The organism is Serratia sp. (in: enterobacteria) (assembly GCF_052400455.1).
Lineage (GTDB): Bacteria > Pseudomonadota > Gammaproteobacteria > Enterobacterales > Enterobacteriaceae > Serratia > Serratia ureilytica.
Map to the genome: position 1 here is coordinate 4,111,391 of NZ_CP185812.1, position 25,179 is coordinate 4,136,569.

The 25,179-nt window shown below is 59.8% G+C and carries 25 protein-coding genes and 1 pseudogene; 9 read left to right on the plus strand and 17 right to left on the minus strand.

Features of this window, described 5'->3' with window-relative positions; translation table 11 throughout:
- Positions 1-148 precede the first annotated feature (148 nt).
- Positions 149-2,407 (minus strand): molybdopterin guanine dinucleotide-containing S/N-oxide reductase, encoded by a 2,259-nt coding sequence (locus ACORQT_RS19875; protein WP_089192197.1) that lies wholly within the window; start codon positions 2,405-2,407, stop codon positions 149-151.
- Between the two features lie 220 nt (positions 2,408-2,627).
- On the opposite strand from ACORQT_RS19875, the gene galR reads away from it, so the two are divergent.
- The 3 genes and pseudogenes from galR (at position 2,628) to ACORQT_RS19890 (ending at position 4,457) form a co-directional block, all read left to right on the plus strand.
- On the plus strand, positions 2,628-3,647 hold the full coding sequence (galR, locus tag ACORQT_RS19880; protein WP_444859269.1) for an HTH-type transcriptional regulator GalR: 1,020 nt from the start codon (positions 2,628-2,630) through the stop codon (positions 3,645-3,647).
- A gap of 158 nt (positions 3,648-3,805) precedes the next feature.
- A pseudogene (locus ACORQT_RS19885) lies at positions 3,806-4,149 on the plus strand (type II toxin-antitoxin system RelE/ParE family toxin).
- 5 nt (positions 4,150-4,154) lie between these two features.
- Positions 4,155-4,457: a helix-turn-helix domain-containing protein gene (locus ACORQT_RS19890; protein WP_025304078.1), complete on the plus strand. Its 303-nt coding sequence runs from the start codon at positions 4,155-4,157 to the stop codon at positions 4,455-4,457.
- Between the two features lie 27 nt (positions 4,458-4,484).
- On the opposite strand, the gene lysA is transcribed toward ACORQT_RS19890, so the two are convergent.
- The gene (gene lysA, locus ACORQT_RS19895) at positions 4,485-5,747 is read right to left on the minus strand and encodes a diaminopimelate decarboxylase (protein WP_089192198.1); all 1,263 of its coding nucleotides are present in this window, start codon (positions 5,745-5,747) and stop codon (positions 4,485-4,487) included.
- A 133-nt stretch (positions 5,748-5,880) separates the two neighbouring features.
- On the opposite strand from lysA, the gene ACORQT_RS19900 reads away from it, so the two are divergent.
- On the plus strand, positions 5,881-6,804 hold the full coding sequence (locus ACORQT_RS19900; RefSeq protein WP_089197383.1) for a LysR family transcriptional regulator: 924 nt from the start codon (positions 5,881-5,883) through the stop codon (positions 6,802-6,804).
- A 27-nt stretch (positions 6,805-6,831) separates the two neighbouring features.
- Here the strand turns inward: ACORQT_RS19900 and ACORQT_RS19905 are convergent, their stop codons facing one another.
- Positions 6,832-7,740 carry a LysR family transcriptional regulator gene (locus ACORQT_RS19905; protein WP_033644836.1) on the minus strand — a complete coding sequence of 303 codons (909 nt, stop codon included), beginning with the start codon at positions 7,738-7,740 and terminating at the stop codon, positions 6,832-6,834.
- Between the two features lie 108 nt (positions 7,741-7,848).
- Between ACORQT_RS19905 and ACORQT_RS19910 the strand changes: the two genes are divergently transcribed.
- Complete coding sequence (locus tag ACORQT_RS19910; protein ID WP_033644835.1) at positions 7,849-8,733, plus strand: MBL fold metallo-hydrolase; 885 nt, start codon at positions 7,849-7,851, stop codon at positions 8,731-8,733.
- A gap of 68 nt (positions 8,734-8,801) precedes the next feature.
- Entirely contained in the window at positions 8,802-9,449 is a 648-nt protein-coding gene (locus ACORQT_RS19915) for a DsbA family protein (RefSeq protein WP_033644834.1), read from the plus strand.
- Positions 9,450-9,477: 28 nt separating this feature from the next.
- Here the strand turns inward: ACORQT_RS19915 and ACORQT_RS19920 are convergent, their stop codons facing one another.
- Positions 9,478-10,185 carry a tetratricopeptide repeat protein gene (locus tag ACORQT_RS19920; RefSeq protein ID WP_444859270.1) on the minus strand — a complete coding sequence of 236 codons (708 nt, stop codon included), beginning with the start codon at positions 10,183-10,185 and terminating at the stop codon, positions 9,478-9,480.
- Between the two features lie 205 nt (positions 10,186-10,390).
- Here ACORQT_RS19920 and ACORQT_RS19925 point away from each other — a divergent pair, with 205 nt between their 5' ends.
- Positions 10,391-12,118: an ABC transporter ATP-binding protein/permease gene (locus ACORQT_RS19925; RefSeq protein WP_444859271.1), complete on the plus strand. Its 1,728-nt coding sequence runs from the start codon at positions 10,391-10,393 to the stop codon at positions 12,116-12,118.
- Positions 12,119-12,154: 36 nt separating this feature from the next.
- Here ACORQT_RS19925 and agaF read toward each other — a convergent pair whose 3' ends face one another.
- The 6 genes from agaF to agaR are packed head-to-tail and all read right to left on the minus strand — an operon-like array spanning position 12,155 to position 16,835.
- Entirely contained in the window at positions 12,155-12,589 is a 435-nt protein-coding gene (agaF, locus tag ACORQT_RS19930) for a PTS galactosamine/N-acetylgalactosamine transporter subunit IIA (RefSeq protein ID WP_033644830.1), read from the minus strand.
- A 10-nt stretch (positions 12,590-12,599) separates the two neighbouring features.
- Positions 12,600-13,493: a PTS system mannose/fructose/sorbose family transporter subunit IID gene (locus ACORQT_RS19935; protein WP_033644827.1), complete on the minus strand. Its 894-nt coding sequence runs from the start codon at positions 13,491-13,493 to the stop codon at positions 12,600-12,602.
- On the minus strand, positions 13,483-14,262 hold the full coding sequence (gene agaW / locus ACORQT_RS19940) for a PTS N-acetylgalactosamine transporter subunit IIC (RefSeq protein WP_042785282.1): 780 nt from the start codon (positions 14,260-14,262) through the stop codon (positions 13,483-13,485). The genes ACORQT_RS19935 and agaW overlap by 11 nt, the downstream gene beginning before the upstream one ends.
- Positions 14,263-14,276: 14 nt before the next feature.
- Positions 14,277-14,753 carry a PTS N-acetylgalactosamine transporter subunit IIB gene (agaV, locus tag ACORQT_RS19945; protein ID WP_004931808.1) on the minus strand — a complete coding sequence of 159 codons (477 nt, stop codon included), beginning with the start codon at positions 14,751-14,753 and terminating at the stop codon, positions 14,277-14,279.
- Position 14,754: 1 nt separating this feature from the next.
- A complete protein-coding gene (locus ACORQT_RS19950) occupies positions 14,755-16,038 on the minus strand; it encodes a D-tagatose-bisphosphate aldolase, class II, non-catalytic subunit (protein WP_164057848.1) in 1,284 nt (427 codons plus the stop codon).
- A gap of 23 nt (positions 16,039-16,061) precedes the next feature.
- The gene (gene agaR / locus ACORQT_RS19955) at positions 16,062-16,835 is read right to left on the minus strand and encodes a transcriptional repressor AgaR (protein WP_033644822.1); all 774 of its coding nucleotides are present in this window, start codon (positions 16,833-16,835) and stop codon (positions 16,062-16,064) included.
- Positions 16,836-17,338: 503 nt separating this feature from the next.
- Here agaR and ACORQT_RS19960 point away from each other — a divergent pair.
- Positions 17,339-18,559, plus strand: coding sequence for a CynX/NimT family MFS transporter (locus ACORQT_RS19960; RefSeq protein ID WP_164057847.1), 1,221 nt, complete (start codon positions 17,339-17,341; stop codon positions 18,557-18,559).
- On the opposite strand, the gene ACORQT_RS19965 is transcribed toward ACORQT_RS19960, so the two are convergent.
- From ACORQT_RS19965 to ACORQT_RS19975, 3 genes are all read right to left on the minus strand, one after another.
- A complete protein-coding gene (locus tag ACORQT_RS19965; protein ID WP_182265325.1) occupies positions 18,556-18,717 on the minus strand; it encodes a hypothetical protein in 162 nt (53 codons plus the stop codon). The genes ACORQT_RS19960 and ACORQT_RS19965 overlap by 4 nt on opposite strands.
- Positions 18,718-18,740: 23 nt before the next feature.
- The gene (locus ACORQT_RS19970; protein WP_071883595.1) at positions 18,741-18,854 is read right to left on the minus strand and encodes a YmiA family putative membrane protein; all 114 of its coding nucleotides are present in this window, start codon (positions 18,852-18,854) and stop codon (positions 18,741-18,743) included.
- 389 nt (positions 18,855-19,243) lie between these two features.
- Positions 19,244-20,896, minus strand: coding sequence for a multidrug ABC transporter permease/ATP-binding protein (locus tag ACORQT_RS19975; RefSeq protein ID WP_164057846.1), 1,653 nt, complete (start codon positions 20,894-20,896; stop codon positions 19,244-19,246).
- 372 nt (positions 20,897-21,268) lie between these two features.
- Here ACORQT_RS19975 and ACORQT_RS19980 point away from each other — a divergent pair, with 372 nt between their 5' ends.
- Positions 21,269-21,820: a tyrosine-type DNA invertase gene (locus tag ACORQT_RS19980; RefSeq protein WP_033644817.1), complete on the plus strand. Its 552-nt coding sequence runs from the start codon at positions 21,269-21,271 to the stop codon at positions 21,818-21,820.
- A 220-nt stretch (positions 21,821-22,040) separates the two neighbouring features.
- Here the strand turns inward: ACORQT_RS19980 and ACORQT_RS19985 are convergent, their stop codons facing one another.
- From ACORQT_RS19985 to ACORQT_RS20000, 4 genes are read right to left on the minus strand one after another with little or no spacing between them, the layout of a single operon-like run.
- Complete coding sequence (locus tag ACORQT_RS19985; RefSeq protein ID WP_042785286.1) at positions 22,041-22,724, minus strand: response regulator transcription factor; 684 nt, start codon at positions 22,722-22,724, stop codon at positions 22,041-22,043.
- Positions 22,725-22,769: 45 nt separating this feature from the next.
- Positions 22,770-23,465, minus strand: coding sequence for a response regulator transcription factor (locus tag ACORQT_RS19990; RefSeq protein ID WP_047026621.1), 696 nt, complete (start codon positions 23,463-23,465; stop codon positions 22,770-22,772).
- A gap of 59 nt (positions 23,466-23,524) precedes the next feature.
- Positions 23,525-24,052 (minus strand): fimbrial protein, encoded by a 528-nt coding sequence (locus ACORQT_RS19995; RefSeq protein ID WP_089192206.1) that lies wholly within the window; start codon positions 24,050-24,052, stop codon positions 23,525-23,527.
- A 60-nt stretch (positions 24,053-24,112) separates the two neighbouring features.
- The gene (locus tag ACORQT_RS20000; protein ID WP_182073783.1) at positions 24,113-25,171 is read right to left on the minus strand and encodes a fimbrial protein; all 1,059 of its coding nucleotides are present in this window, start codon (positions 25,169-25,171) and stop codon (positions 24,113-24,115) included.
- Between the last annotated feature and the right edge of the window lie 8 nt (positions 25,172-25,179).

Sequence of the window (25,179 nt, forward strand, 5' to 3'; positions counted from 1 at the left end):
GGCGAATCGCAAGAGTTCTGCTCCAAATGCAACCAGCTGTAAATTTCCCACGATCTGCTGTAATAACTCAATGAAACTTAAACCTTCCCGCAGCGACGAAAATAAATATAACAACGACGAGCCAGTGACCCAGACGTGACATCTTCGCTCATCGTGCGCTGACCTCGACCAGGCAGCTCATGGCGTTCGGCCCCTGCGTCAGCGGCGAGGTGCCGATATCCAGCGTCAGCACGTTCGGGTTGCCCGCCTGCTCGACCGGCCGGCGCTGCGCGTCGAAACCCGGCTCGAACCAGGCACCGGTCGCCATCAGCACCACGCCGCGCGTCACGCCATCGGTGAGCGATACCCCCGCCAGACAGCTGCCGCGCGCGTTGCTGACCAGCACTTCGGCGCCGTCCGCCACGCCGCGCGGCGCCGCATCGTCCGGATGCATGTACAAGGTTTCTCGCCCGGCGGTCTTGTTGCCCTGCGCCAGCGGCGCCGGATCCATCTGGCTATGCAGGCGATCGCTCGGCTGAATGGAGATCAGGTGCAGCGGCCAGTTTTTGGCCTGCGGCGCGCCCAGCCACTCCACCGGCGGCCGCCACTGCGGATGCGGAGCGAAATCTTCGTAGCGATAGCCGGCGATCCGCTCGCTGAACAGCTCTATCTTGCCGCTGGGCGTTTGCAGCGGGTTAGCCTGCGGATCGGCGCGGAACGCGTCAAAAAATACGAACTCTTTAGCCGGCGCGGGCAGCTCGACATAGCCCCGTTGCCAGAAGGCCTCAAACTCGGGCCAGGCGACGCCGGCGCGCTGCTGCGCTGCGCCGCATTGCCGGTAGATAGCTTCGATCCAGGCCCGCTCGTCGCGATTCTCGGTAAAGCGCTCACGATAGCCGAGACGCTCCGCCAGATCGGCGAAGATATCGAAATCGTTGCGCGCCTGATGCTGCGGCGCAATGGCCTGATGCATCGCCAACACGTAGCGATCGCGCGACGAGCCGCCGATATCGTTACGCTCCAGCGAACTGGTGACCGGCAACACGATGTCCGCCATTTTGGCCGCCGCCGTCCACCAGATATCTTGAACGATCACCGTGTCCGGCTTCTGCCAGCCCTCCACCAGCCGATTCAACTGTTGATGATGATGGAACGGGTTGCCGCCGGCCCAGTGCACCAAATGGATATCCGGATAATGCCGCGTCTCACCGCAAAATTGATAGGCCTCACCGGGGTGCAACAGCATGTCGCAGATGCGCGCCACCGGGATCGCCAGCCCGGCCGGGTTTTCGCCTACCGGCATGGTCGGCGCAGGCGTATCCACGCGCGGATTGCCGACGCCGTTCATCGAACCGTGGCCGAACGAGAAACCGCCGCCCGGCAGCCCCACCTGGCCCAGCATCGCCGACAGCGCGATCATCATCCAATACGGTTGCTCCCCCCGATGCGCGCGTTGCACGGAGTAGGAACAGGTGATGAAACTGCGCACGCCGATCAGTTGCCGCGCCAGCAGCGCGATGCGCGCCGCCGGAATGCCGGTAATGGCGCTGGCCCAAACGGGGGTTTTCGCCACGCCGTCACCGGCGCCGTTCAGGTAATCCGCCAGCTGTTGATAGCCCACGCAGTGGCTGTGCAGGAAGGCTTCATCCTGCGCGTCCAGCCGCTGGATTTCGTAAGCCAGCGCCAGCATCAGCGCCACGTCGGTATTCGGCCGGATCGGGATCCATTCCGCGTTGACAAACTCGGGACAATCATCGCGCATCGGGCTGATGTTGATAACCGGCGTGCCCTTGCGCGCCAGCTTTTGCAGCCAGGGCTTGAGCGCATGTTCCGCCGCGCCGCCGGAAGAGACCTGAGCGTTTTTCAGCGCCAATCCGCCAAACGCCACAAACAGCTCGCAATGCTCCACCACGCTCGGCCAACTGGTGACGCGCCCGGTCAAGGGCGAAAAAGTGCCGATCACATACGGCAGAAAGAACTGCGCCGCGCCCCAGCTGTAGTTGCCCTGCTGATCGACGCCGCCGCCGCCGCTGAAGTAGAACCGCCGCACCAGCGAGCGGGCATGGTGCAGCCGCCCGGCCGACGACCAGCCATAAGAGCCGGTAAACAACCCGGAGGCGCCGTAACGCTCGCGCACCCGGCGATTCTCTTGCGCCACCAAATCGAGCGCCAATTCCCAGTCCACCTCGACGAAATCTTCCCTGCCGCGCAGCGTCCGGTCGCTGCCCTCGCGCTTTTGCAGCCACGAGCGGCGCACCGCCGGCTTGCAGATGCGTTTATCGGAGTAGACCATCGGGACGATGGAATCGAGCAGCGGCGAAGGGTCAGGATCGTCGACGAAGGGTTCACAACGGATAAGCCGGCCGTCTTCAACCACGGCGGTATAAGCGCCCCAATGGGCGAGCTGCGGATAGCGTTTAATGGACATGGCGTTCTCGGCGCAAATCGGAATGCACAGACGTTACCTCAGCCCGTCGCCAGTGCCAACGTACAAATTGCGCTATCGTTCGGTAGCAGTCGGTTATGCGTACAGACTCGAAGAGATTCTGCAACCGCCACCACAAGTTGCGCACGAGACCGCTTGCAGCCCCGGTTTTTTTCCGCAAAACTGGGGGATGTAAGCGATTACCCAGGATGTGTTGACTGATATGGCTACGATAAAGGATGTTGCCAGGCTGGCGGGTGTTTCCGTGGCCACGGTATCCCGCGTGATAAACAATTCCCCCAAGGCCAGCGAAGGGTCGCGCACTGCGGTGCAGGCCGCCATGGAACAGCTGCAGTATCACCCTAACGCCAACGCACGAGCGCTGGCGCAGCAATCCACCGAGACGCTGGGGCTGATCGTCTCCGACGTTTCCGATCCCTTCTTCGGCACGATGGTCAAGGCGGTCGAGCAGGTGGCCTACGCCACCCACAATTTTCTGCTGATTGGCAACGGTTACCACGACGCCGAAAAAGAGCGTCAGGCGATTGAACAGCTGGTGCGGCACCGCTGCGAAGCGCTGGTGGTGCACGCCAAAAGGCTGAGCGATCAGGAACTTTGCGGCTGGATGCAACAGATCCCGGGCATGGTGCTCATCAATCGCACGCTGCCGGGGTTTGAAACGCGCTGCGTGGCGCTCGACGATCGCTACGGCGCCTGGCTGGCGACCCGTCATCTGATCCAGCAAGGGCACCAGCGCATCGCTATCATCTGCTCCACCCACCAGATTTCCGACGCCACCGATCGTCTGCAAGGCTATCTCGACGCGCTGCAGGAACACGGCATTGCGGTGGATGAAAAGCTGATCGCCTACGGCGAACCGGACGAGATCGGCGGCGAACAGGCGATGACCGAATTGCTCGGCCGCGGCCGTTCGTTCTCCGCCATTACCTGCTATAACGATCCGATGGCCGCCGGCGCGCTGTCGGTGCTGAGCGATAACAGCGTCGACGTACCGGGAGAAATTTCGCTGATCGGTTTCGACGACGTGTTGATTTCGCGCTACCTGCGCCCACGCCTGACCACCATTCGCTACCCTATCGTGGCGATGGCCACCCAGGCGGCGGAGCTGGCGCTGGCGCTGGCCAACCGGCAACCGCTGCCGGAAATCACCAACATGTTCAGCCCAACGCTGGTGCGCCGCCACTCGGTCGCCACCCTCAACAACGCGCACGAACAGCCGTAATCATGCCGCCGCATGGGTGAGCCGTCACCCATGCGCTCAGATTGCGCAGCCCGCCGCATTTCTCGCTTTTGGATTTTTTCCGCTCCCTACGTTCGTGCAGATTGTTGGCACAATAACCTTTACGCTATATAGCATAAACGCTATATTCGAAGCGCATCATGTGGCAAGTGGTGACCGTCGAACGATTCGACGACTGGTTTTTGGCGCTGAACAACGCCCAGCAAACAAGCATCCTGGCGGCGATCTTCAAATTACAACGTTCGGCCCGCAGTTGGCGCGGCCGCACGCCGATACGCTGCATTTTTCCGAAGCGGCCCGGCAGTTGAAGGAGTTGCGCGTTCAACATCGCGGGCGCCCTTTCAGGGTGTTTTTCGCCTTTGCCCCACAGCGGCAAGCAGTATTGCTGTGCGGTGGCGATAAAACCGGCGACAAACGCTTTTACCAGCGCATGTTGCCCATCGCTGCCATGGAATTTTCACATTATCTGGCAACCCGGAGGTAGTGCAGATGGCCAAACCGTTATCCCAACTGATCGACAAGCTCGATCCCGCCGTCGTTGCCGCAGCCAGGCAAAAGGCGGACAAGGAAATTTTCGAACTGCGGCTGGCAATGCTGAGGGAAGAGCTGGCGGTCTCTCAGGTTGAATTGGCGAAGCGGCTCGGTATCAGCCAACCCTCCGTCGCCAATTTGGAAAAGCGCGGCAGCGAAATAAAGCTGTCGTCGCTCAAACGCTATATCGAGGCGATGGGCGGCACGCTATCGCTGGATGTGCAATTGCCCAATGGCCAGCACCGCCGCATGACGCTGTAAAGCGGGCGCAAAGCGCCCGCCCGCTTATCAGATAAGTTCCAGCGCGATCAGTTCTTCGATGGTTTGGCGGCGGCGGATCAAACGCGGCTCGCCGTTTTCGAACAGCACTTCAGGCAACAGCGGACGGCTGTTGTAGTTGGAGGACATCGATGCGCCGTAGGCGCCGGTATCGTGAAACACCAGATAATCGCCGATCTGCACCGGCGGCAGCTCGCGGGTTTCCACGCCGCCGCCCGCCTGCTGGGTGAAGACATCGCCGGATTCGCACAGCGGCCCGGCGATCACCGTGCCGCGCAGCGGTTGTTCCGAGGTGTCGCGCCCATCGGCCGGCAACAGCGAAATATGGTGATAGCTGCCGTACATCGCCGGGCGCATCAGATCGTTAAAACCGGCATCCACCAGCACAAAGTGGCGGCTCCCCATGTCTTTTACCGCCCGCACCTCGGCCACCAATACGCCCGCCTCCGCCATCAGGAAACGTCCGGGTTCAATCTCCAACTGCACCGGGTGCCCCAGATGCGCGGCGATGCGCTCACGCGCCCGGTTCCACAAACCGAAATAGTGTTCGGTATCGATCGCCTCTTCGCCGTACTGATACGGGATAGACAGGCCGCCGCCGGCGGAAATGGCGCTGATGTCATGACCGAGATCGATCACCTGCTGCACCATCGCATCGCAGACGCGCTCAAGATGCTGGTAATCGACGCCGGAGCCGATATGCATATGCACGCCGATCAGCCTCAGGCCGTAGCGGCGGATCTTCTCCACCGCCTGCGGCAGGTCGGCATACCAGATGCCGTGCTTGCTGTTCTCGCCGCCGGTGTTGGTTTTCTGGCTGTGGCCATGGCCAAACCCCGGATTAATGCGCAGCCACACCGGATGCCCCGCGGAAGCCTGGCCGAGCTGATCCAGCATATCGATGGAACCGGCGTTGACCGGGATCTTCAATGCGCTGACGCGCGCCAGCGTCGCATGATCCAATACGTCCGCGGTAAACACGATATCGCTCGGCTCACCGCCCGGCTGAAAACCGGCCTGCAACGCCCGCTCGATTTCGCCGAGCGACACCGAATCCACTTTCACGCCCTGCTCGCGCATCAGGCGCAAAATATGAATGTTCGAACAGGCTTTCTGCGCGAAACGGATAGTGTCGAAGTGGCGCAGCTGAGCGATGCGCTGGCTGATGATGTCGGCATCATAAGCCCAGACCGGGCAACCGAAGCGCTGCGGCAAGGCCAGCAGGTTAGCGGCGTTCAACGCGGTGGAGGTGTCGTGCAACGGGCGTGGCATGGCGATATTCCCAATTCGAAAGTAACGGCAGATAAGGCCATAGTGCCGCACGCTGAATCGGGTGGAAAATATCTATTTAGCCGTAGTCTATTCATTTATGATATAGCTTTCTCTACAGTCGAGCAGCCTCGTCATGCACAGCATCTCTTTGCGGCAGATAGAAATCTTTCGGGCGGTGATGACCACCGGCAACCTGACCGAGGCGGCGGCCCTGCTGCAAACCTCGCAACCCACCGTCAGCCGTGAGCTGGCGCGCTTTGAGAAGCTGATTCGGCTGCAGCTGTTCGATCGGGTTCGCGGGCGCTTGTCCCCCACGGTGCAGGGCCTACGGCTGTTCGAAGAGGTGCAACGCTCCTATTATGGCCTCGATCGCATCGTCAACGCCGCCGCCGGCATTCGCCAGTTTCAGCAGGCGCAGCTGTCGATCGTGTGCCTGCCGGTATTTTCCCAATCGCTGCTGCCGGCGGTGTGCCGGCCCTTTATCGAACGTTACCCGGAAGTCAGCTTCAGCGTGATCCCGCAAGAATCGCCGCTGCTGGAAGAGTGGCTGTCGGCCCAGCGCCACGATCTGGGGCTGACGGAAACCACCCTGACGCCGGCGGGCACCGAGCGGGTAACGCTGATGACGTTGAATGAGGTCTGCGTGCTGCCGGCGGGCCATCCTTTGCTGGCGAAAGGCCAACTGACGCCGCAGGATTTCGCCGGGCAAAACTTTATCAGCCTGTCGAGCACCGACAGCTATCGCCACTTGCTCGATGCGCTGTTCGCCGAGCAGGGCGTCGAGCGCCGCATGGTGATGGAAACGCACAGCGCGGCGTCGGTGTGCGCCATGGTGAGAGCCGGCGTGGGGGTCTCGATCGTCAACCCGCTGACGGCGCTCGACTATGCCGGCAGCGGCGTGCACGTGCGGCCATTCAGCATCGACGTGCCGTTCACCGTCAGCCTGATACGGCCGCTGCACCGCCCTTCATCGGCGCTGGTGGCGGCCTTTATCGACCATCTGCATCAACAGGCGGCACTGTTCTCCGCCCGCCTGGCCGCCGCCGTCAAACGATGAAAACGGCGTGGGAATGTTGCCGCAGCCTTAGCGCAGCGTCGCCTGCCACTGCGGATCGCTGGCGAACCATTCCACCAGAAAGTCCAGCATGGTGCGCAAGGTGGCGGGCATTTGTCGGCGTGAGGTGTAGATGCCGTAGATGCCCATCGATTGCGGCCGGTAACCCGGCAGCAGCTCCACCAGTTCGCCGCTGGCCAACAGCGGCGCCGCCGAATAGTAGGGCTGCAGGGAAATGCCCGCCCCCTGCACCGTACCGGCCATCAGCACCACCGATTCGTTGGCGCTCAGGTTGCCGCTGACCGCCACCGCCGATTTCACCCCCTGAGCGTCGAAATGCCACAGGCTTTTGCCGAAATAGGAATAAGTCAGGCAGTTGTGCAACGCCAGATCCTGCGGCTGGCGCGGCGTGCCGTGCGCCGCCAGATAAGCGGGCGCGGCGCACACCACCGACGCGCAGGTGGACAGCGGCCGGGCGATCAGGTTGGGATCCAGCTCATTGGTGATGCGCAGCGCCAGATCGATGCGCTCTTCCACCAGGTTCACCGCCCGGTTGTTCATCTGCAGATCGACCGCCACCTGCGGATGACGCTTCAGATACTGGGCGACGGCCCCCACCAGCGCCGTTTGTCCGAGCGATTGCGAACAGGTGATGCGCAGCAGGCCGCGCAGTTCGTCGCTCTGCCCTTCCTCCACCAGATCGATTTCCCCCGCCAGCGCCAACATTTGTCGGCAGCGCTCCAAAGTACGCTCACCGGCGTCGGTCAGACTAAGCTTACGGGTAGTGCGGTGCAGTAAACGCGCCCCGGCCCATTGCTCCATCTGGGCCAGGTAGCGAGTGACCATCGCGCGCGACATCTCCAGCGTTTCCGCAGCGGCGATCATGCTGCCGCGATCGACGATGGTGACAAAAACCTCAGCGGCGGTAATGCGATCCATGATTAGTCCGATTTGTGCAACGAATAATTGCTTATTATCCGGTTTTTCTATCGCTTTATGCAACCTAACATCATTACAACATTAACCGATACCTAAGGACCTCTGCCCATGTTTAAGAAATCACTGTTAACTCTGGCCTTCACCGGCGTCGCCACCCTGAGCACCTACGCCACTGCTGCCGATACCCTGACCATGGAAGTGTATAACCCGGGCGAGAAAAGCGTGTTCCCGGTGTCTTCAGAAATCATCAGCGGCAAACACGAAGTGGCGCTGATCGACGCACAGTTCCAGCGCAACGATGCCGAAGAGCTGGTGAAAAAGATCAAGGCGACCGGCAAGAAACTGACCACCGTCTACATCAGCCACTCAGATCCGGATTTCTATTTCGGTCTGGACGTGATTAAGGCCGCTTTCCCGGAGGCGAAAATCATCGCTTCGCCTGGCACCATCAAGGACATTAACGCCACCAAAGACGGCAAAATCGCCTACTGGGGCCCAATCCTGAAAGACAACGCGCCGAAAACCGTGATCGTGCCGCAGCCGCTGCAGGGCGACAGCTTCACCATCGACGGTCAAAAAGTGGAAGTGAAAGGCCTGAACGGCCCGACTCCCGATCGCACCTTCGTGTGGATCCCGGCGCTGAAAGCGGTCGTGGGCGGCGTGGCGGTCGCCGGTGACAATATCCATCCGTGGATCGCCGATAACCAGAGCGTAGAATCGCGCCAGCACTGGCAGCAGACGCTGAAAAACATCGAAGCGCTGAAGCCGCAGGTCGTCGTGCCGGGCCACTTCCTGCCGGGTGCCGCACAGACGCTGGCATCGGTGCACTTTACCCAAAAATACCTGACCACGCTGGAAGCCGAACTGCCGAAAGCCAAGGATTCCACCGCGCTGATTGAAGCGATGAAAAAGCACTACCCGACGCTGAAAGACGAATCGAGCCTGGAACTGAGCGCGAAAGTGCTGAAAGGCGAGATGAAGTGGCCGCAATAAGCGCCCGAGCGTGATTGAACCAGCCCTGGCGCCGCGGCGGCTTGCCGCGCGCCAAGCGAGGAGTAAAAATGACCGAAACCACTCTGCATTACATTTTCGATCCGCTGTGCGGTTGGTGCTACGGCGCCGCGCCGCTGGTGAAAGCGGCTCAGAGCCTCCCCGGGCTGAAGGTCGTGCCGCACGCCGGCGGCATGATGACCGGCAACAACCGCCGTCAGATTACCGACGAATGGCGCAACTACGTCATTCCGCACGACAAGCGCATCGCCGAGATGACGGGCCAGCCTTTCGGCGAAGCCTATTTCAACGGCCTGCTGCGCGACACCACGGCGGTGATGGATTCCGAGCCGCCGATCACGGCTATCCTGGCGGCGGAAAAACTGGCGGGACGCGGGCTGGACATGCTGCACCGCATTCAGCAGGCGCACTATCAGGAAGGGCGACGCATCGCCGACACGCCGGTGCTGGAAGCGTTGGCGAAAGAGCTGGGGTTGCCTTCGGCGGCGTTTATCGCCGAAATGCGCTTCAACAGCGGTGCGCCGACCGCGCAACACATCGCGGAAAGCCGGGCGCTGCTGGCCAAAGTGCAGGGCCAGGGCTTCCCGACCTTTGCGTTGCAGGATAGCGAGGGCCAGCTGCACCTGCTGCCGGCCGGCAATTATCTGGGCAATGTGGAAGCCTGGAAGAATCTGTTGGGCGCCGCCGCGCTGGCGTAACCCTTCTCGCCCCGGCCACCGGGGCGGGTCATTCGACCCGCACGAACCGCCCTTCCGCCCGCACATTGTGGCCGAACCCGCAATCCCCCCGCGTATGCATCTCCAGCGCTTGCTCGCCAAACGCCATCGTCACGTCGCAGACCTGCGCGCTTTCCGAGTCATGTTGATGGTAGACGGCCTTGCCGTGCTCAATGGGCAGCTCGGCGGTGAAGTCGCCCATGTTCGGGCCGTAATACAGCCCCATCTGCGGCATGGCGTAGCCGGAAAAATCGATCAGCCAGCGCTCGCCCTGCGGCTTCACCACCACTTCGCTCCACACGCCGCGCCCGGCGTATTGCCAGTACACGCCGCCCGGCCCCTGCGGCTGCGGCCGCTGCGCCAGGCGTTGGCGCAACAGACTCATGTTGTGCTGCGATTTGTCATCGTGCGGCGCCAGCGCCAGATAGGCCTGCGCCTTGAGCAATTCACCGGCGTGCATCAGCGACAGCGCCACGTTGTTGTAAGCCGTGGCGACAGCCTGCTCGCTCAGACCGCAAAACTCGCTCCAGGCCGCCTGATCGCGAAAGATGTCGGCGGCTTTGGCGTAATCCTGGCGCTGATAGGCCTTTTTTCCCAGTTCGGCGTAGCTCGCCACCTTTTGGCAGTCGGCGGCGATGTCCGGCTCGTCAATGTGCGCCCAGACCCGGGCGCTGGCGAAGACGCCGCAGGTCAGCAACAGGGGAAACCAAGCCTTCATCGTTTATCCTTTCTGCAAAAATTCGGCGCCAGTATAACCGCCCGGCGCCGGAGTGTATGCCGCAATTGCGCTCACCTGCGCGCCGCCGGCGATTCAGCCGCCTTATTTCAAACGGTTAGCGGAGTCAAAACTGCTTACAGTCGCGGTTTGTTTGTTACCGGCCCGCAGCCCATGCTGAACAAAATATCGCAATTATCGAGCCGTTATGAACGCAACCCCCTTGCAGAGACACGCCATTTGGCAGTTGATCAAACCCTTTTGGGTGTCGGAGGAACGATGGCGCGCCTGGATGATGCTGATCGCCATCGTCGTCCTGTCGCTCGGCCTGGTCTATATCAGCGTGCAGATCAACCAGTGGAACCAGGTGTTCTACGACGCGCTGCAGAACAAAAACTACCCGGTATTCAAGGCGCAGCTGTGGCGCTTTACCTATCTGGCGCTGATCTTCATCGTGCTGGCGGTCTACAAGATCTACCTGACTCAGGGGCTGCAGATGCGCTGGCGGCGCTGGATGACGGAAAGGTTCATGGGAAAATGGCTGGCGCACCAGGCGTATTACCACACCGAGCAGCAGCAGATCGTCGATAACCCCGATCAGCGTATCGCTGAAGATCTCAACGTGCTGACTCAATATACCCTGTCGCTGTCGCTCGGGCTGCTCTCCAGCCTGGTGACGCTGTTTTCCTTTATCGACATTTTATGGCACGTCAGCGGGCCGATGACCTTCGCGCTCGGGCAACACGCCATCACCTTGCCCGGCTATATGGTGTGGTTCGCGCTGCTGTATGCGGTGTTGGGATCGCTGCTGATCTGGTGGGTCGGCAAACCGCTGGTCATGCTGGGCTTCAACCAGGAACGGTATGAGGCGAACTTCCGTTTCGGCCTGATCCGCATCCGCGAAAACAACGACGCCATTGCGCTGTACCACGGCGAACCGCGCGAGGCGCAGCAGTTGGGCGACCGTTTCGACACCATTCGCAGCAACTGGTGGGCGATCATGCGCATCACCCGGCGGCTCAACATCGCCACCAACTTCTACGGCCAGTTCGCCATCGTGTTTCCCCTGCTGGTGGCAGCGCCGCGCTACTTCTCCGGCGCCATCCAGATGGGCGGCCTGATGCAGATCGCCTCGGCCTTCGGCCAAGTGCAGGGCGCGCTGTCGTGGTTTATCGACGCGTTTAACGATTTGGCGACCTGGAAAGCCTGCGTTAACCGTCTGGCCGGCTTCAACGCCGCCGTCGATCAGGTTCACCATCAGCCGCGCGGCATTCAACTGCGGGAGGAGACCGCCCATCCGTTAACGCTGGACAACCTCAGCCTGCACTTGCCCGACGGCCAGCCGCTGCTGACCGGCGCCGAGATGACGCTGCAACGCGGCGATCGCCTGCTGATCGTCGGGCCTTCCGGCTGCGGCAAGTCGACGCTGCTGCGCGCCATCGCCGGTATCTGGCCTTACGGCGCGGGCGCCATCAGGGTAGCGGGCAACGCCAACATGCTGTTCCTGCCGCAGCGCAGCTACATTCCGATCGGCACGCTGCGCGAAGCGCTGAGCTACCCGAGCCTGGCGTCGGAATACAGCGACGCGCAGCTGATGCGGGTGCTGGAAAACTGCCGCCTGAAGCACCTGCAGCGCTGGCTGGACACCTCCGCCAACTGGAGCCATCGCCTGTCGCCGGGCGAGCAACAGCGGCTGGCCTTCGCCCGCGCCCTGTTGATTCGCCCGAGCATCCTGTTCCTCGACGAGGCCACCAGCGCGCTGGACGACGAAACCGAGCAACTGATGTACTGCCTGCTGGTGGATGAACTGCCGGACGTGACGCTGGTCAGCGTGGCGCACCGCAACAGCGTGGCGAAATACCACCAGACCTGCTGGCGCTTCAGCCGCGGCGAAGACCAACCGGCGCGTCTGGCGCTGAGTCCATTGCCGGCCTAACTCATGGAGCCGGGCGCGCCCGCGCCCGGTTTTCGTTCAGATGCCGTCGGCCTGCGCGTCTTCGCACTTCACTCGGCGGCGTTCATGCCACAGGCTGGTCAGGCCGCGTTTACCGCACGCCAGCGCCACCTCGCGAAATTCATCCAGGCTCAGTCCGTCACGTTCCAGCATCATTTCCGCCGCCAGCTGCATGTTGACGCCGGTCAGCACTTCGCAATCACCCCGCGCATCCGCCAGTTCACAGGCGCTGCGAAACGGCGAACCGCCGAGCATGTCGGTCAGGAACACCACGCCGTCCGGCTGCGCCACCGCGACCAGCGCCGAGCGTAAGGCGTCCCTGAGCTGCGCGGTGCTCATCTGTTCGGGGAAATCGACCGCCGCGCAATGTCGCTGCGGCCCCACCACCTGTTCCACCGCCTGCAGCAGCCCGGAGGCAAAGCCGCCGTGGCCGGTAATCACAATGCCTGGCATATCCCGCTCCTCATAAAATGCCGATAAATTTGCCCGCCACGCCGATCGCTACCGTGACGCCAATCAGCTTCACCGGCGAGAATCCGCGCTTCATCAGGAAGAAAATGAGCAGCGTGAAGCACAGCGGCAGCAAGTTGGGCATCAACTTGTCCAGCACGTCGGTCTGCAGCGCCACGCTGGCCTTGCCGGCATGCATCACCAGCGGCGTGGACAGGTGCACGTACGAGGCCACCAGCGCGCCGATCACCGTCATGCCGACAATGGAAGCGGCGTGAGAAATGCGCCGCGTATGGGTCTTCAGCAGCGCCAGCGCGCTGGTGCCGGCCTGATAGCCGTAGTGCGCCAGCCCAAAACGCAGGCCGAAGTGGAACAGGTTGAACAGCAGCAGGAAGACGATCGGCCCGAACAGGCTGCCTTCCAATGCCAGCGAAGCGCCTATGCCGGCGCAGATTGGCAACAGCGTCAGCCAAAACAGCGCGTCGCCGATACCGCCGAGCGGCCCCATCAGCGCCACTTTCACCGCGCGAATGGTGGAGATCTTTTCCTTGTTCTGCTCCATCGCCAGCACCAGGCCGGACAGGAAGGTGACGTCGAACGGGTGCACGTTGATAAATTCCATGTGCATCTTCATCGAGTTGGCCAGATCCTGCGGGTTGCGGTGGATCTTGCGCAGCGCGGGGATCAGCTGATACAGCCAGCCGCCCGCCTGCATGCGCTCGTAGTTGAACGACGCCTGCAGCAGCAGCGAACGCCAGGCCATGCGGTTGATGTCGCCGCGCGTCAGCGCTTCGGCGGGCCGGCTGTCCAGATAGTCGTCCTGCTCCACCTGGCTGGTGGCCAGCGCCTGCGCCATACGCTGCTCGGCCTTTTGCGCCAGCAGATCGTCGGAATCGTTAAATGCCATCTTCGGCGTCCTCCTGCGGAGCGGGCCGGGCCGTCGCCTCTGCCGCGCCGCGTTGCGTGTTGAAGAAATCAATCAAAGCGATCGCCAGGGCGCCCAGCGCCACCGCCAGGATCGGCAGCTTGAGAAACGTGACCGAGATGAAACCGAGGATAAAATAGGCTACGTAGGTTTTTTTCATCATCACCTTCATCAGCAGCGAGAAACCGATCGCCGGCATCATGCCGCCCGCCACCGCCAGCCCGTCCAGCAGCCAGCCCGGCGCTTTCTGCACCATGGCGCTGGCCGCATCGGCGCCGAAGTAAATCGGCAGGAACGCCACCACGAAATAGAAGATGAACAGAATGCCGATGCCGAGATAGTTCACCCGTTCGATGCCGCGCCAGTTCAGCTCCTTCACCATGCGATCGCAGCGGTGCATCATCGGCGAGAACAACGTAAACAGCAGCGTGATGCAGCCCTGCACCGCGATCGAGAACGGCACCGCCACGCCGATCGCCACTTTAGGATCGGCTTTGGTCAGAATGGCGAATGCGGTGCCGATCACCCCGCCGATCACCACGTTAGGCGGTTGGGCTCCCGCCAACGGCACCATCCCCATCCACACCAGCTCCAGCGTGCCGCCCACCAGCAACCCGGTATAGACATCGCCCAAAATCAGCCCCACCAGCGGCCCCATCACTACCGGCCGGTGGAAGTGGGTCAGACCGTCGAACAGGTCAACCCCCGCCAGCCCGGCCAACAGCGCAATCAATAACGCATCCGTCAACATGCTTTCCCCCTGGCTCAAAAGAGCAGTTTGCCGATCGCCTCACCCGCTTCATCCGGCACCCGGCGCACTTCGCACTCCACGCCCAGTTCCGCCAGCGCGCGGAACGCGGCCACGTCGCCGTCGTCCAGCGACACCGTTTTGTGCACCTGCCGCTTCCCCTCGGCGAAGTGCATATTGCCGACGTTGACGAAACGGATCGGCACCCCGCCGCGCACCAGCGTCAACACGTCCTGCGGCGTTTTGCACACCAGAAAGATCTTCTGCCGATCCGCCGCCTTGTGGATCACGTCAATGGTTTTCTGCAGCGTGAAATAACGGGTTTGCACCCCTTCCGCCACCACCATGTCCATCAGGTTCTGCTGCACCGGATCGGCGGCGGCCTCGTCGTTGGCCACCACCACCAGGTTGGCGCCGAGGGTATTGGTCCAGGTCACGCCTACCTGGCCGTGCACCAGACGATTGTCGATGCGGGTCATTAAAATGTTCGGCATGCTAGCGGCCCTCCGGGTAACAGGCGGCGTGGTAATCGTCGAGTACCTGCGTCACTTTATGCAGCACCCACTCCTGCGGATCGGCGCTCAATTCGCCGGCGTTCAGCGCCCTCGCCTGATCCGGCAGGTACTGGCTGAGCAGCGCCAACGGCGCCGGGTTGCGGCGCAGGTTATCCAGCAAGCCGTCGACCGCCTGCTGCACCTGCGGCTGCGGCCAGTAGTAACGCACCCGATCGCTCAGGCTGTAGTGGCGATCGAGATACTGTTGGTGCGGCGTGCCGTGGTAATAGCGGCTCCACTGCTGCGGCTGCTCGCGCATCACCTGTTCCAGCGTGGCGCGCAGCTGCGACGACTGGCGTTCCCCCAGCCATTCACGCTCGATGCGATCGAGGGCGAACAGCGCTTCTCGCAGCGCAAAGGTCAGCGCCGGCCCCACCTTCAGGATGGCGAAGTGATCGCGCACCAACTGGCGATAGGCCTGCGGCGGTTGGTAATCCGTAGAGTGCGCTTCATAGATCATACCCGGCTGCCGTTCGATGAAATGGCTCAATGCGTCGGCGCGCTGCGGCTGATAACGTTCGACGCGGTGGTGATCGAACTCGACGCCCGGCTGCACCACCAGCGCAATGGTTCGCTGCCAGGCATCGTTCAGCTCGGCTTTTTGCCAGGCGATACGGTGCATTTCCAGCGTTTGCGCCACCGCCTGCGGCGTGGTGACCTGCAGGCCCGCCAACGCCTCCTGCGCCCCGCCCGGCACCGGCACCTCGGTGCCGATCACATAGACCGGCGCTTCGCCGCCGCTCTGCGCCCAGGCGCGTTCCGCCACCGCACACAGGCGCGCCGCACGCTCGGCGACCGCCGCATCTCCCAGGGGCGAGGGATCGCCGGCGCACGACATGGAACAATCGAGATGAATTTTGCGAAATCCGGCGCGAACGTAATCGTCGATCAACGTTTCCGCCAGCGCCATCGCTTCCTGAGCCGGGCGATCCTGCCAGGCGTTCGGCCCCAGATGATCGCCGCCCAGCCACACGCGCTCGCGCGCCAGGCCAACCTCATCCGCCAGACGCCAAAGCGTATCGCGGAACTGGGCCGCCGTTTGGCCGGTATAGCCGCCGAACTGATTGACCTGGTTGGAGGTCGCTTCCACCAACACCGGCGTGCCGCGGCTTTTAGCCTGCCGCAGCGCGGCCTTCAGAACCCAGGGATGGGCGGAACAGACGGAAAAAATCCCGACCGGCATACCGGCCTTGTGCTGCTCGACAAGCTGTAACAACTGCTGCATGAAGCCCCCATGCAGGCGCCGTGCTACCGATCGGCGATGATGACCTCCACGCCCAGCTCGGTTAACGCCCGCTCGTAATCGTCCGGAAGACGGCTGTCAGTGATCAGCCGATGGATTTGTCCGGCTTCGCGAATCATGCAAAAGCTCTTGCGACCGAATTTGCTGGCATCCGCCACCGCGATAATCTCGCGCGCCACCTCGCACATCACGCGATTGAGGTGCGCTTCACCGGGGTGAGGCGTGGTGATGCCGGCGCTCAGATCGAACCCGTCGACGCCCAAAAACAGCTTGTCGAAGCGGTACTGACGCAATTGCTGCTCGGCAGCCGGACCGTAGAGCGAGTAAGAGTTGCGGCGCACGCTGCCCCCCAGCACCATGACTTCCACCCCGTCGTTTCCCGAAAGCTCATAGGCAATGTTCAGCGCATTGGTCATCACCACCAGATCGCGCCGCCCCTTCAGGAACGGCACAATCTGCGCAGTGGTTGAACCGGAATCGAGGATCAGCGCCTCGCCGTCGCGCACATAGCCGGCCGCCGCGTTGGCGATCAGCGTTTTGACATCGCGATTCAACCGCCCTTTGTCCCGCAGCGGCCGATCGAAAGCGAATTGCTGATTGAGCATTGCGCCGCCGTAAGCGCGCAGCGCACACCCTTTTCGTTCCAGAAAGCGCAGATCGTTGCGGATCGTCACCGTGGATACTGCAAACTGTTTGCTGAGCTGTTCCACACGCACGCTGCCGTGCTCGCATAACAGATCGATGATGTGTTCACGTCGCTTTGCGGTATTCACTGGCATGAGCTGCGGTCCTCAGGTTTCCGGTATCGCCGGGGAGAAGATGGCTTTCGCTCTACTGCGCTGGCATTACAGCAAAGCGAAAGCAATGAAATTGTGATCGGGCTTACAGCCCCGTTTTAGCAAAAAAACCGCCAAAAAACCTTTCGAATCGAAACGAATCGAAAAGCCAAAAAATGGAATGGGAGAAAAATGAAATGCCATGACGAGCATGAGCGCCGGAGAGCAGCCGCACCGACGGCGGCAGAAGTGAAAGCGCTGCAGACCCCGTTCTGCGCCATGACTTTTAGTTCGCTAAGTGACCAGGATCACATAATGGTAATTATCCCGCGGCCGGTGGGGGCCAGCCCTCTCCATCTCGCCGGGCCATCCCCTTGTCAGCACGAGCCATCTTCCCTACACTTGCGATCAGATATCGGCCCCTTGTCGGTACGTAAGCGTTAACGTCAATCAACGCATCACGCCATGCAGCGCTGATTGTCTGCATGCCCTGGTGCGAGGAACTCATGCCGCAACCCGCTTCATCTTCATCATCCATCGCGACCCCGCGTCGCCGTTTGCATCGCCCTGCTCTGCTGATCGTTGGCATCATGCTGATCGCGGCTAACCTGCGCGCCGCCCTCACCAGCGTCGGCCCGCTGCTGGAACAGATTCAGCAACAGCTGGCGTTGTCCGCCACCGCCGCCGGCCTGATCAACTCGCTGCCGCTGATCCTGTTCGCCGTCCTCTCGCCACTCACCCCGGCGCTGGCGAAACGCTTCGGAATCGAACGCACCCTGGGCTTCGCCCTCGCACTGCTGGTTTGCGGCATCGCGCTGCGTTCCCTGCCGCAAGACGCCATGCTGTGGCTGGGAAGCGTTCTGATCGGCGCCGCCATCGCCTTCGCCAATGTGGTGCTGCCAACGCTGGTGAAAAGAGATTTTCCTCATCGCGCCGCCGCGATGATAGCGGCCTATGCAGCGGTGATGTCACTGGTCGCCGCCATCGCCTCCGGTCTGGCGGTGCCGCTGGCTTCCCTGACCGATCTCGGCTGGCGCTTCTCCTTGCTGTGCTGGGGATTACCTGCGCTGTTGGCGCTGTTGATCTGGTTGCCGCAGCTGCGGCGCACAGCCATACCCGCAGCCAAAGAGCCACAATCGGCAGAGCCGCAACGCTATCGCTCTCCCTGGGGCAGCGCGCTGGGCTGGCAAGTGGCGATGTTCATGGGGCTGCAATCGATCGCCTTCTACACCATTATCGGCTGGTTCAGCGCCTTTGCCGTCAGCCACGGCGCCTCAGCCCAGCAGGCGGGCTTCGAGCTGTTCGTTTATCAGGTGGTGGCGATCGTCGCCAACTTTGTCATGGTGGTGATTTTGCCGCGGGCGCGCGATCAACGGGCGATAGCGCTGGGCAGTTCTCTGCTGATCTTTATCGGCGTCGGTGGATTATTGGTGCAACCCGCCAGTTCACTGGTATGGCTGACGTTTGCCGGGTTGGGAGCGGGGAGTTCGCTGGTGCTGGCACTGTCGTTCTTTGGATTGCGCAGTCAGCATCATCATCAGGCGACGCTGCTGTCGGGCATGGCGCAATCCGTCGGTTATCTGTTGGCCGCGCTGGGGCCCACCTTATTCGGCCTGTTGCACGATCTGACGGAAGGCTGGCGCTGGCCGTTGATCGCTCTGCTATGCCTGACCGTCTTGCAAATGCTGTTCGGCGCGCTGGCCGGCCGCAGCCGCGTGATCGGCTAACGTCGCTGAGCGATGGGCCGCGCCGCTTCGGGGGCGGTATCCTGCCATAAATCTTCAATAAAGGCGCGCTGCTCATCGCTCAGCACCCATGAAGGCGGAATTTTTGACTGCGCGCGACGCTGAGCGCCCTCACGGTTTTTAGCCTGCTTCTTGTTCACGAATCGTCTTCCTGCTTAACCTGCTAACTCAGTAACCAGTAAATCACGGCAGCGGTTAGCAGCCAGAACAGCCCACTAACGATAAACACGCATAGCCATGCTTTACGTTTGATATTTGATCCATCCTTGCTCACCACAGCGCCCCTAACCAATAGATTAAACCACTCAAAATAAAATTATTGATCTATTTTAACGATCAATAAAGTCGTTTTTTCCTATGGAAATTTAAAAAAATGCTGCTACCCATAGGTCTGCATTGCCGAATCAGCCAGAACGGCACCGTGGATATCACTGTTATCGGCAGGCGAGAACGTGTTTTGATAGGCGAACGAATGCGCAGTGTGCCACACCTTTAAAGGTCAAAATTAAACCACCAGTAAATAATTCAAACATCAATTATTTGACTGGTCGTAAGCCAAATCGGCAGCAGACAGCATTGGAGGAGGGAGAGAAAATGAAGCGACGCACTGAAATAATGCGCGGGAGAAGCGCCGGCCCGTTTTGGTCTGGCACGGGCCGGCGTAAGTTAACCGATCCTGCTGACGGAATCCCGGCTGGCGTGTTCACGCTCGCTGCCGGTCAACTCGCGTAAATGGCCTGAGCGCATCTCCAGCAACCGATCGGCGTGTTCGAAATAGTGATCGTCATGGCTGATGGCGAACACCGTTTTGCCTAACGCACGCAGCGCCGGCAACAGTTCGCGATAGAAAATGCGCCGGAACTGCGGATCCTGATCAGCGGCCCATTCATCCAACAGCAAAATATCGCGTTGTTCCGCCACCGCCAGCAACAGGGCCAGACGTTTGCGCTGCCCCTGCGACAGTTGCGGGTTGGTCACTCTGGCGCCGTCGAACTGCAATTTGCTTTTCATATTCAACCGTTCAAGCCAATGCGCGACCAGCGCCGCATCAGGTTCGCCGCCTTCCGGTCCTTGTAAACGATCGAACTGATGAAAATCGGTGAAAATCGCTGAAAACAGCCGGCGATAGTCCGGCATATCCGCCGCGGTCTGTGCGACGCCATCCAGAACGATGTGCCCGCTTACCGGCCGATACAATCCGGTCAACAGCATCGCCAGCGTTGACTTGCCGCTGCCGTTGCCGCCGATAAGAAACACCAGCTCACCGCGCCGCAGCGTCAGATTGAGCGGCCCGACGGTAAAACCGGGCTGTTGTTCCGCATCTGCATAGTGAAAAACCACATCGCGCAGCTCCAGCGTCTGCCAGGAACAGCCAACGGCGGCTGGAAACCCCGGCTGATACTCGGCCAGACGCAGCGCTTTCAGCTTGTTGAAGGCCACTTCGGCGCCGACCAGCGTCGGAAACGCCCCCACGGCCTGCAGTAAGGGCGTGCGCAAGAACAGCAGCGTCAGCGAGTAGGTCGCGGCCACCGTCGAGTCCGCCCATCCCAAACTGTTGGCCATAAAGAACACCAGCCCGATCGCCCCTAACATCATGATGTTTGACCAATTGAGCGCACTCAAATGGAAGGTATCGGCGCGAATGATATGGTAGCGATAGGCTTGCGCGTCGGGCTGATAGGCCTGCTCGTATAACGCCTGCGCCCGTTTGCGGTTCAACGTCAGTTCCTTACGGCCGTCAATCACCGATTCATAACGATGATAGAGACGCTCTTCTGACTCGCGCAAACTGGCCATATGGCGATAAACCCGTGACACCAGGCAGCCGCTACCCACCACGGTCACCGCCACCCAAACCGCCGTGACCGCCAGCATTTTCGGCGATAACCACCCCAGATAGGCCGCTGCCCCCAGGGTCAAAATCACCCCTTGCACCAATTCGGGCAAGCGCACGAAGGCGATGGTGATATTGCGGATGTCACTGGACAGACTGGCCAGCAATGAGGCGCTGCCTAACTGTTCGAGGCGCTCGATCTCGGTATCCAGAATGCGCTTCACCAGTTGCCCACGCAGCCGATAGACGAAGTAATGGCCCAATGTGGTCAGCGCCAGCTGTGAACCCAACGTGACCGCTATCAACAATGCCAGCAGGGCGAGAAACATCGGCAACACGGCCAATGGGTTGCCGCTGACGTCCATCAGATATTGATTGATAAAAGCAATGATACCGATGCCTAAACCGGCGCTGGCCATGGTCAATGCCATAACCGCCAGAAATGGCCAACGATACTGGCGATAAACCACCCGTAACAGTTCCATGAACAAACCTCTGAAGTCGCGATCTGGCAGGCATTGTAAGCGGCGTGAGAATGAGATCAAGACGAATTCTCATCGCAGCTTATCAAGCACCGGTTGGGGTGAGACGTTATCGCGGTTGCCGCCTGCCGGCGGCCAATTCGCAGCATCGTTCGCTCTGGGCGCTAAATATTCGCCAATTAAATAATCTGCTAAAGAAAATAGATCTATAAAATCAAAATACATTCACTAAAAAAATAACAAAAAGAAAAAGATAAAATAAACCCATGCTTTGGAAAATAAAATTATTTATTTTCTTTGCCGCCTATTATGTTCCAATGCTTTAATAAAACTTCATGATGGAAATCGCCAGTACCAGATACGCAGGAAAGGAAAATGAAAAAAAGGAAATTCCTTAGCCAGATTGAAATTGAACAACTGATTGCCGCCGTGCATGAGGGTAAAAATAGCATTCGAGATCGTTGTTTACTATTAATGTGCTTCATTCACGGCTTGCGGGTGAGCGAACTGCGATCATTACGCCTGCAAGATATTGATCTTACCTCCCATCGGATCCATATATCTCGGCTAAAGAACGGTTTTTCCGTTCAGCACCCCATTCAGCCGCGAGAACGACAGGCGCTGTTAAACTGGCTGGCCCAACGGGCGAACTATCCTGACGCCAATTCCCCATGGTTATTTCTGTCGCGCCACGGCGGGCAAATTTCACGTCAGCAACTGTATCGCCTAATGAGAATGTACGGTGAAATGGCCGGTATTAGCGTTCAGGTTCATCCTCACATGCTGCGACACTCCTGCGGTTACGCGCTTGCAGATAACGGGGTCGATACGCGCTTGATTCAGGATTATTTAGGGCACAAAAATATCCAGAATACGGTGATCTACACCGCAACCAATGTAGAGCGATTCCGCACGATCAGCATTTAATCTTACGATGGAAATAACGGTGCAGGCGCTCATCTTCTTTTAACATGCGCATCGAGTAAGGTAAAAATATCGGATGGAAAAATGCAGCCCGGCACGTCAACAACGGTCTAATTCAGCACTATTCCAACGCCGAGCTGCTTTCATCCACCCGCCCAGGGGAACACTTGTTTGATTGTTTTTTCAACGCCTATGCTACCTGCTTATACCCTGTCATTAACGATTAAGTCCCCTTTGACCACTTCCCGCCAAATTGTCGCGTAATATTGCCGTGCAATGAAAATAGTTCGCTGTCATTCTTCACCTGCAGTTTGCGCATGGCGCTGCATTTATGCGCGCTGATCGTCTTGATGCTGCGGCGTTGCAATTCGGCAATTTGCCGCAGGCTCATGCCGTTGAACAAAAAGGCCAACACATCAGTCTCGCAGCGAGTCAGCTTTCGGGTGAACACCTCATCTGCGCTAACCGAGGGTGCCAGAAAAGTCCCTATCTGTGGGCTCAACACTCGCTCCCCAAGCAAGACCCGATTAAAAAACTCCGCCACCAGCGGTAAAGCGTCATCTCTGGCGACGATGCTGACATTGGGCTGAGGCAACAATCGCCCTAACTCTTCTGCATTACGGCAACGGGTATAGGCAATCACCCGTAATTCGGGCAGTTGCGTGCACAGGGCCAGCAACGCTTCCCTGCCCTTAGCGGGCGTCTCATCTTCACCGTCCAGTTCGGTAATCAGCACGTCAGCCTGCTGATAGACCACGCTATCCACTACCGCACGTACGCTGGTTTCCTTTACGACGACTTTTATCTGGGTTGGCAGCGTTTTTAAAAAACTGGCCAACCCTTCCAGCGTCAATGGACATCTGTCCATTAATGCTATGTTCAGCGGTTGCTGACGCCATAAATGCATAATCTGCTCCTATGCTTGCTTGCCCACGAGACCTCGTGCGCTTGCCTAGCGAACCAAGGATGAACCTTGCGCAGCCATCCATTTCCCCTGAAGATACAGTTCACCATCGCTGTGAAACCCCAGCTTCAACATCGCATTGCGTTTATGGGTGCTGACGGTGCGGATATCACGGCACATGGTCAGCGCCACGCTGGTCACGCTCTTACCGGAAAACAGTTGGGTCAACACATCCAGTTCCTTCGCCGTCAGCGGTTTATCGGCGCCAGCCTCATGCAATTGACGTTGGCGTACCCGGTGGCTGAAGCTGCAACTGCCTGTCAGGACTTGCTGAACACAGTGGGTCAATGCAATAGCCGGTTCCTGCTTCAGCATCAGGCCGCGAATGCCGGAAGCGATGAGCTGCCGCAACAGCCTCGGTTCATCCAATGCCGTACAAATGACAATCGCGGTGTCCGGCGAATTTTCCCGCACCTCAGCGATCAGCTTGAATCCCTCCAATACCGACTCTGATTGACCACACAGCTCCATCACCAATAAACGATGCGGATGCTCAGTCAATAAGGCTCTCAGTTCCACCAGATTCGCCACCTGCCGAATGTTGCCAGGTTGGAGACCGCAGGATTCAATCAACCGGTTTCTCATCCCCAGAGCCGTCATGGCGCAGGGTTCCATGATAGCCACGGCACTCGCCGCTTCATTGCCCGCCGCCAAGGCCATTCCATTGGGATAATTGATTTTCATATCATAACCTTAACTCTGTCGTTAACCTTCCGCCCACGCCGGCCCTTTTGTCCCATTGCCTACTGATAGACAAAAGTGACCTGCAGAGCGCCGTCTATTGAACCTGGCGTCGATCCGCCATGGGTGCTGTATGCGCGCGCACGCAAATCGAATCTGGCATTATTCGTCGCGCGATCCACCAGTTGCGTCATGCTCTTGCCATTGCCCAGGTTGGCCCCCTGGCTATTCTGCAACTCAATTTGCACCCGACGAGAGCCGCCGTTGCTCTTGTACAAGCTGGCGCTTTCCTCGGCGGGCGTCCCGCTGAAGGTCGCGACAACAGAGGTGGTGGTGCTTGGGCAGTTTTTTAACGTCAGAGGAAACTCTATCCAGGGGCTGAAAGCCCCGGACGTCGCCAGGGTAGCAGCGGAAATATCGTCTCCCAAATTGACGGACACAGTGCCGTTCGCACCGTCGATTTCGCAGGGGGCGGCTTTAATGTTGCCGCTAATCACTATTTTCGATACCGCGTGCGCCGCCGATACGGTCAAAAGCAACGCGCCGGTCAGCGCCAGGTTGCAGCCAAAACGATTACACATTTTCACCATAATCTGCTCCTTGTCGTTAAACGCAGGGGCCCGTCAGCCCACTGCCGTTGAAATATCCGTTTATTGGATTTCGGCCTGAATGGTTGCCGTGGCATTGAACTGCCCCACTGAAGGGGCTTGCCCGGTGGTATTGATCGGATATACGCTGATCCGCGAACTGCCGCTTTGGTCGGGATAGTTGAAGTCATCGATGGGCAAGCGCCCGCTCTGCGGCCGAATCACATTGCCCTGCATATCCTTAATCATCACGCCGATGTCGCGGTTGCTGGTCTTCAGCGCCTCCGGCATGTTGCCGTCGGCCTCGCCGCGAAATGACAGGCTGACTTTGACGCCCTCGGAAATATTGCGACAAGACAGCGTCAGCGTTCTCTCTGCCGGTGTGAAGCGAGGTGGCATCGCGCCTTTCGTTTGGAAATGGGTGCTGACGATATCGCCAAAGTCGACCACCACCGTCTGGGGACTGATCTCGCAACTCTGCGGCACCGTCACGGTACCGCTCATAGAGATGGTAGAAACCGGCGTATCGCTTTTCACGCCACTCACTACCGATACATACGTTTCCACCAGTCGGGTATTCGGGATCGCCGTCACGCCAACGAAGGGCCGACGGAAATACAGGTGAATGCGCCCACGCGCGCCGCTGTTGTAGGGCGAACGGGCGCAGGATTCATCATCGCCATCCATGCTGGTCTTACGGTTAGTTTCATTGGTAAAGGGTGCCGCAAGGTATTCATTGCGCTGCCCCGCCACGAAGACCTCGCTGGCGACGCCCAGATATTCGTTCAACGCGTAATACGTCAATCCGCCCTCCTGAAATACCGGGTTGGTCAACAGCATTTTGGCGGTGATGTAAGAAGCCGTGCGAGCGGTACATTCGCATTTCACATAATACGAACCGGGCAAGTTCCATGCGTTCTTATCCGCGTTCTTGATAATCCGCCCCGTCACGTTTTGCGATGGGTCGCTTAAGCTTGGGGAAAAGGCAAATGAAAAGCCGTGCGTTCCTGATATCGGCGTACACTGCCCTGGCGCCGCCTGCGCCTGCTGTACAGCCAGTATTGCGCACGCCAGCAGCCCACCGGCGATCGCCCTGCGTTGAATCGATATTCCTGTCGCCATTGTCTGCA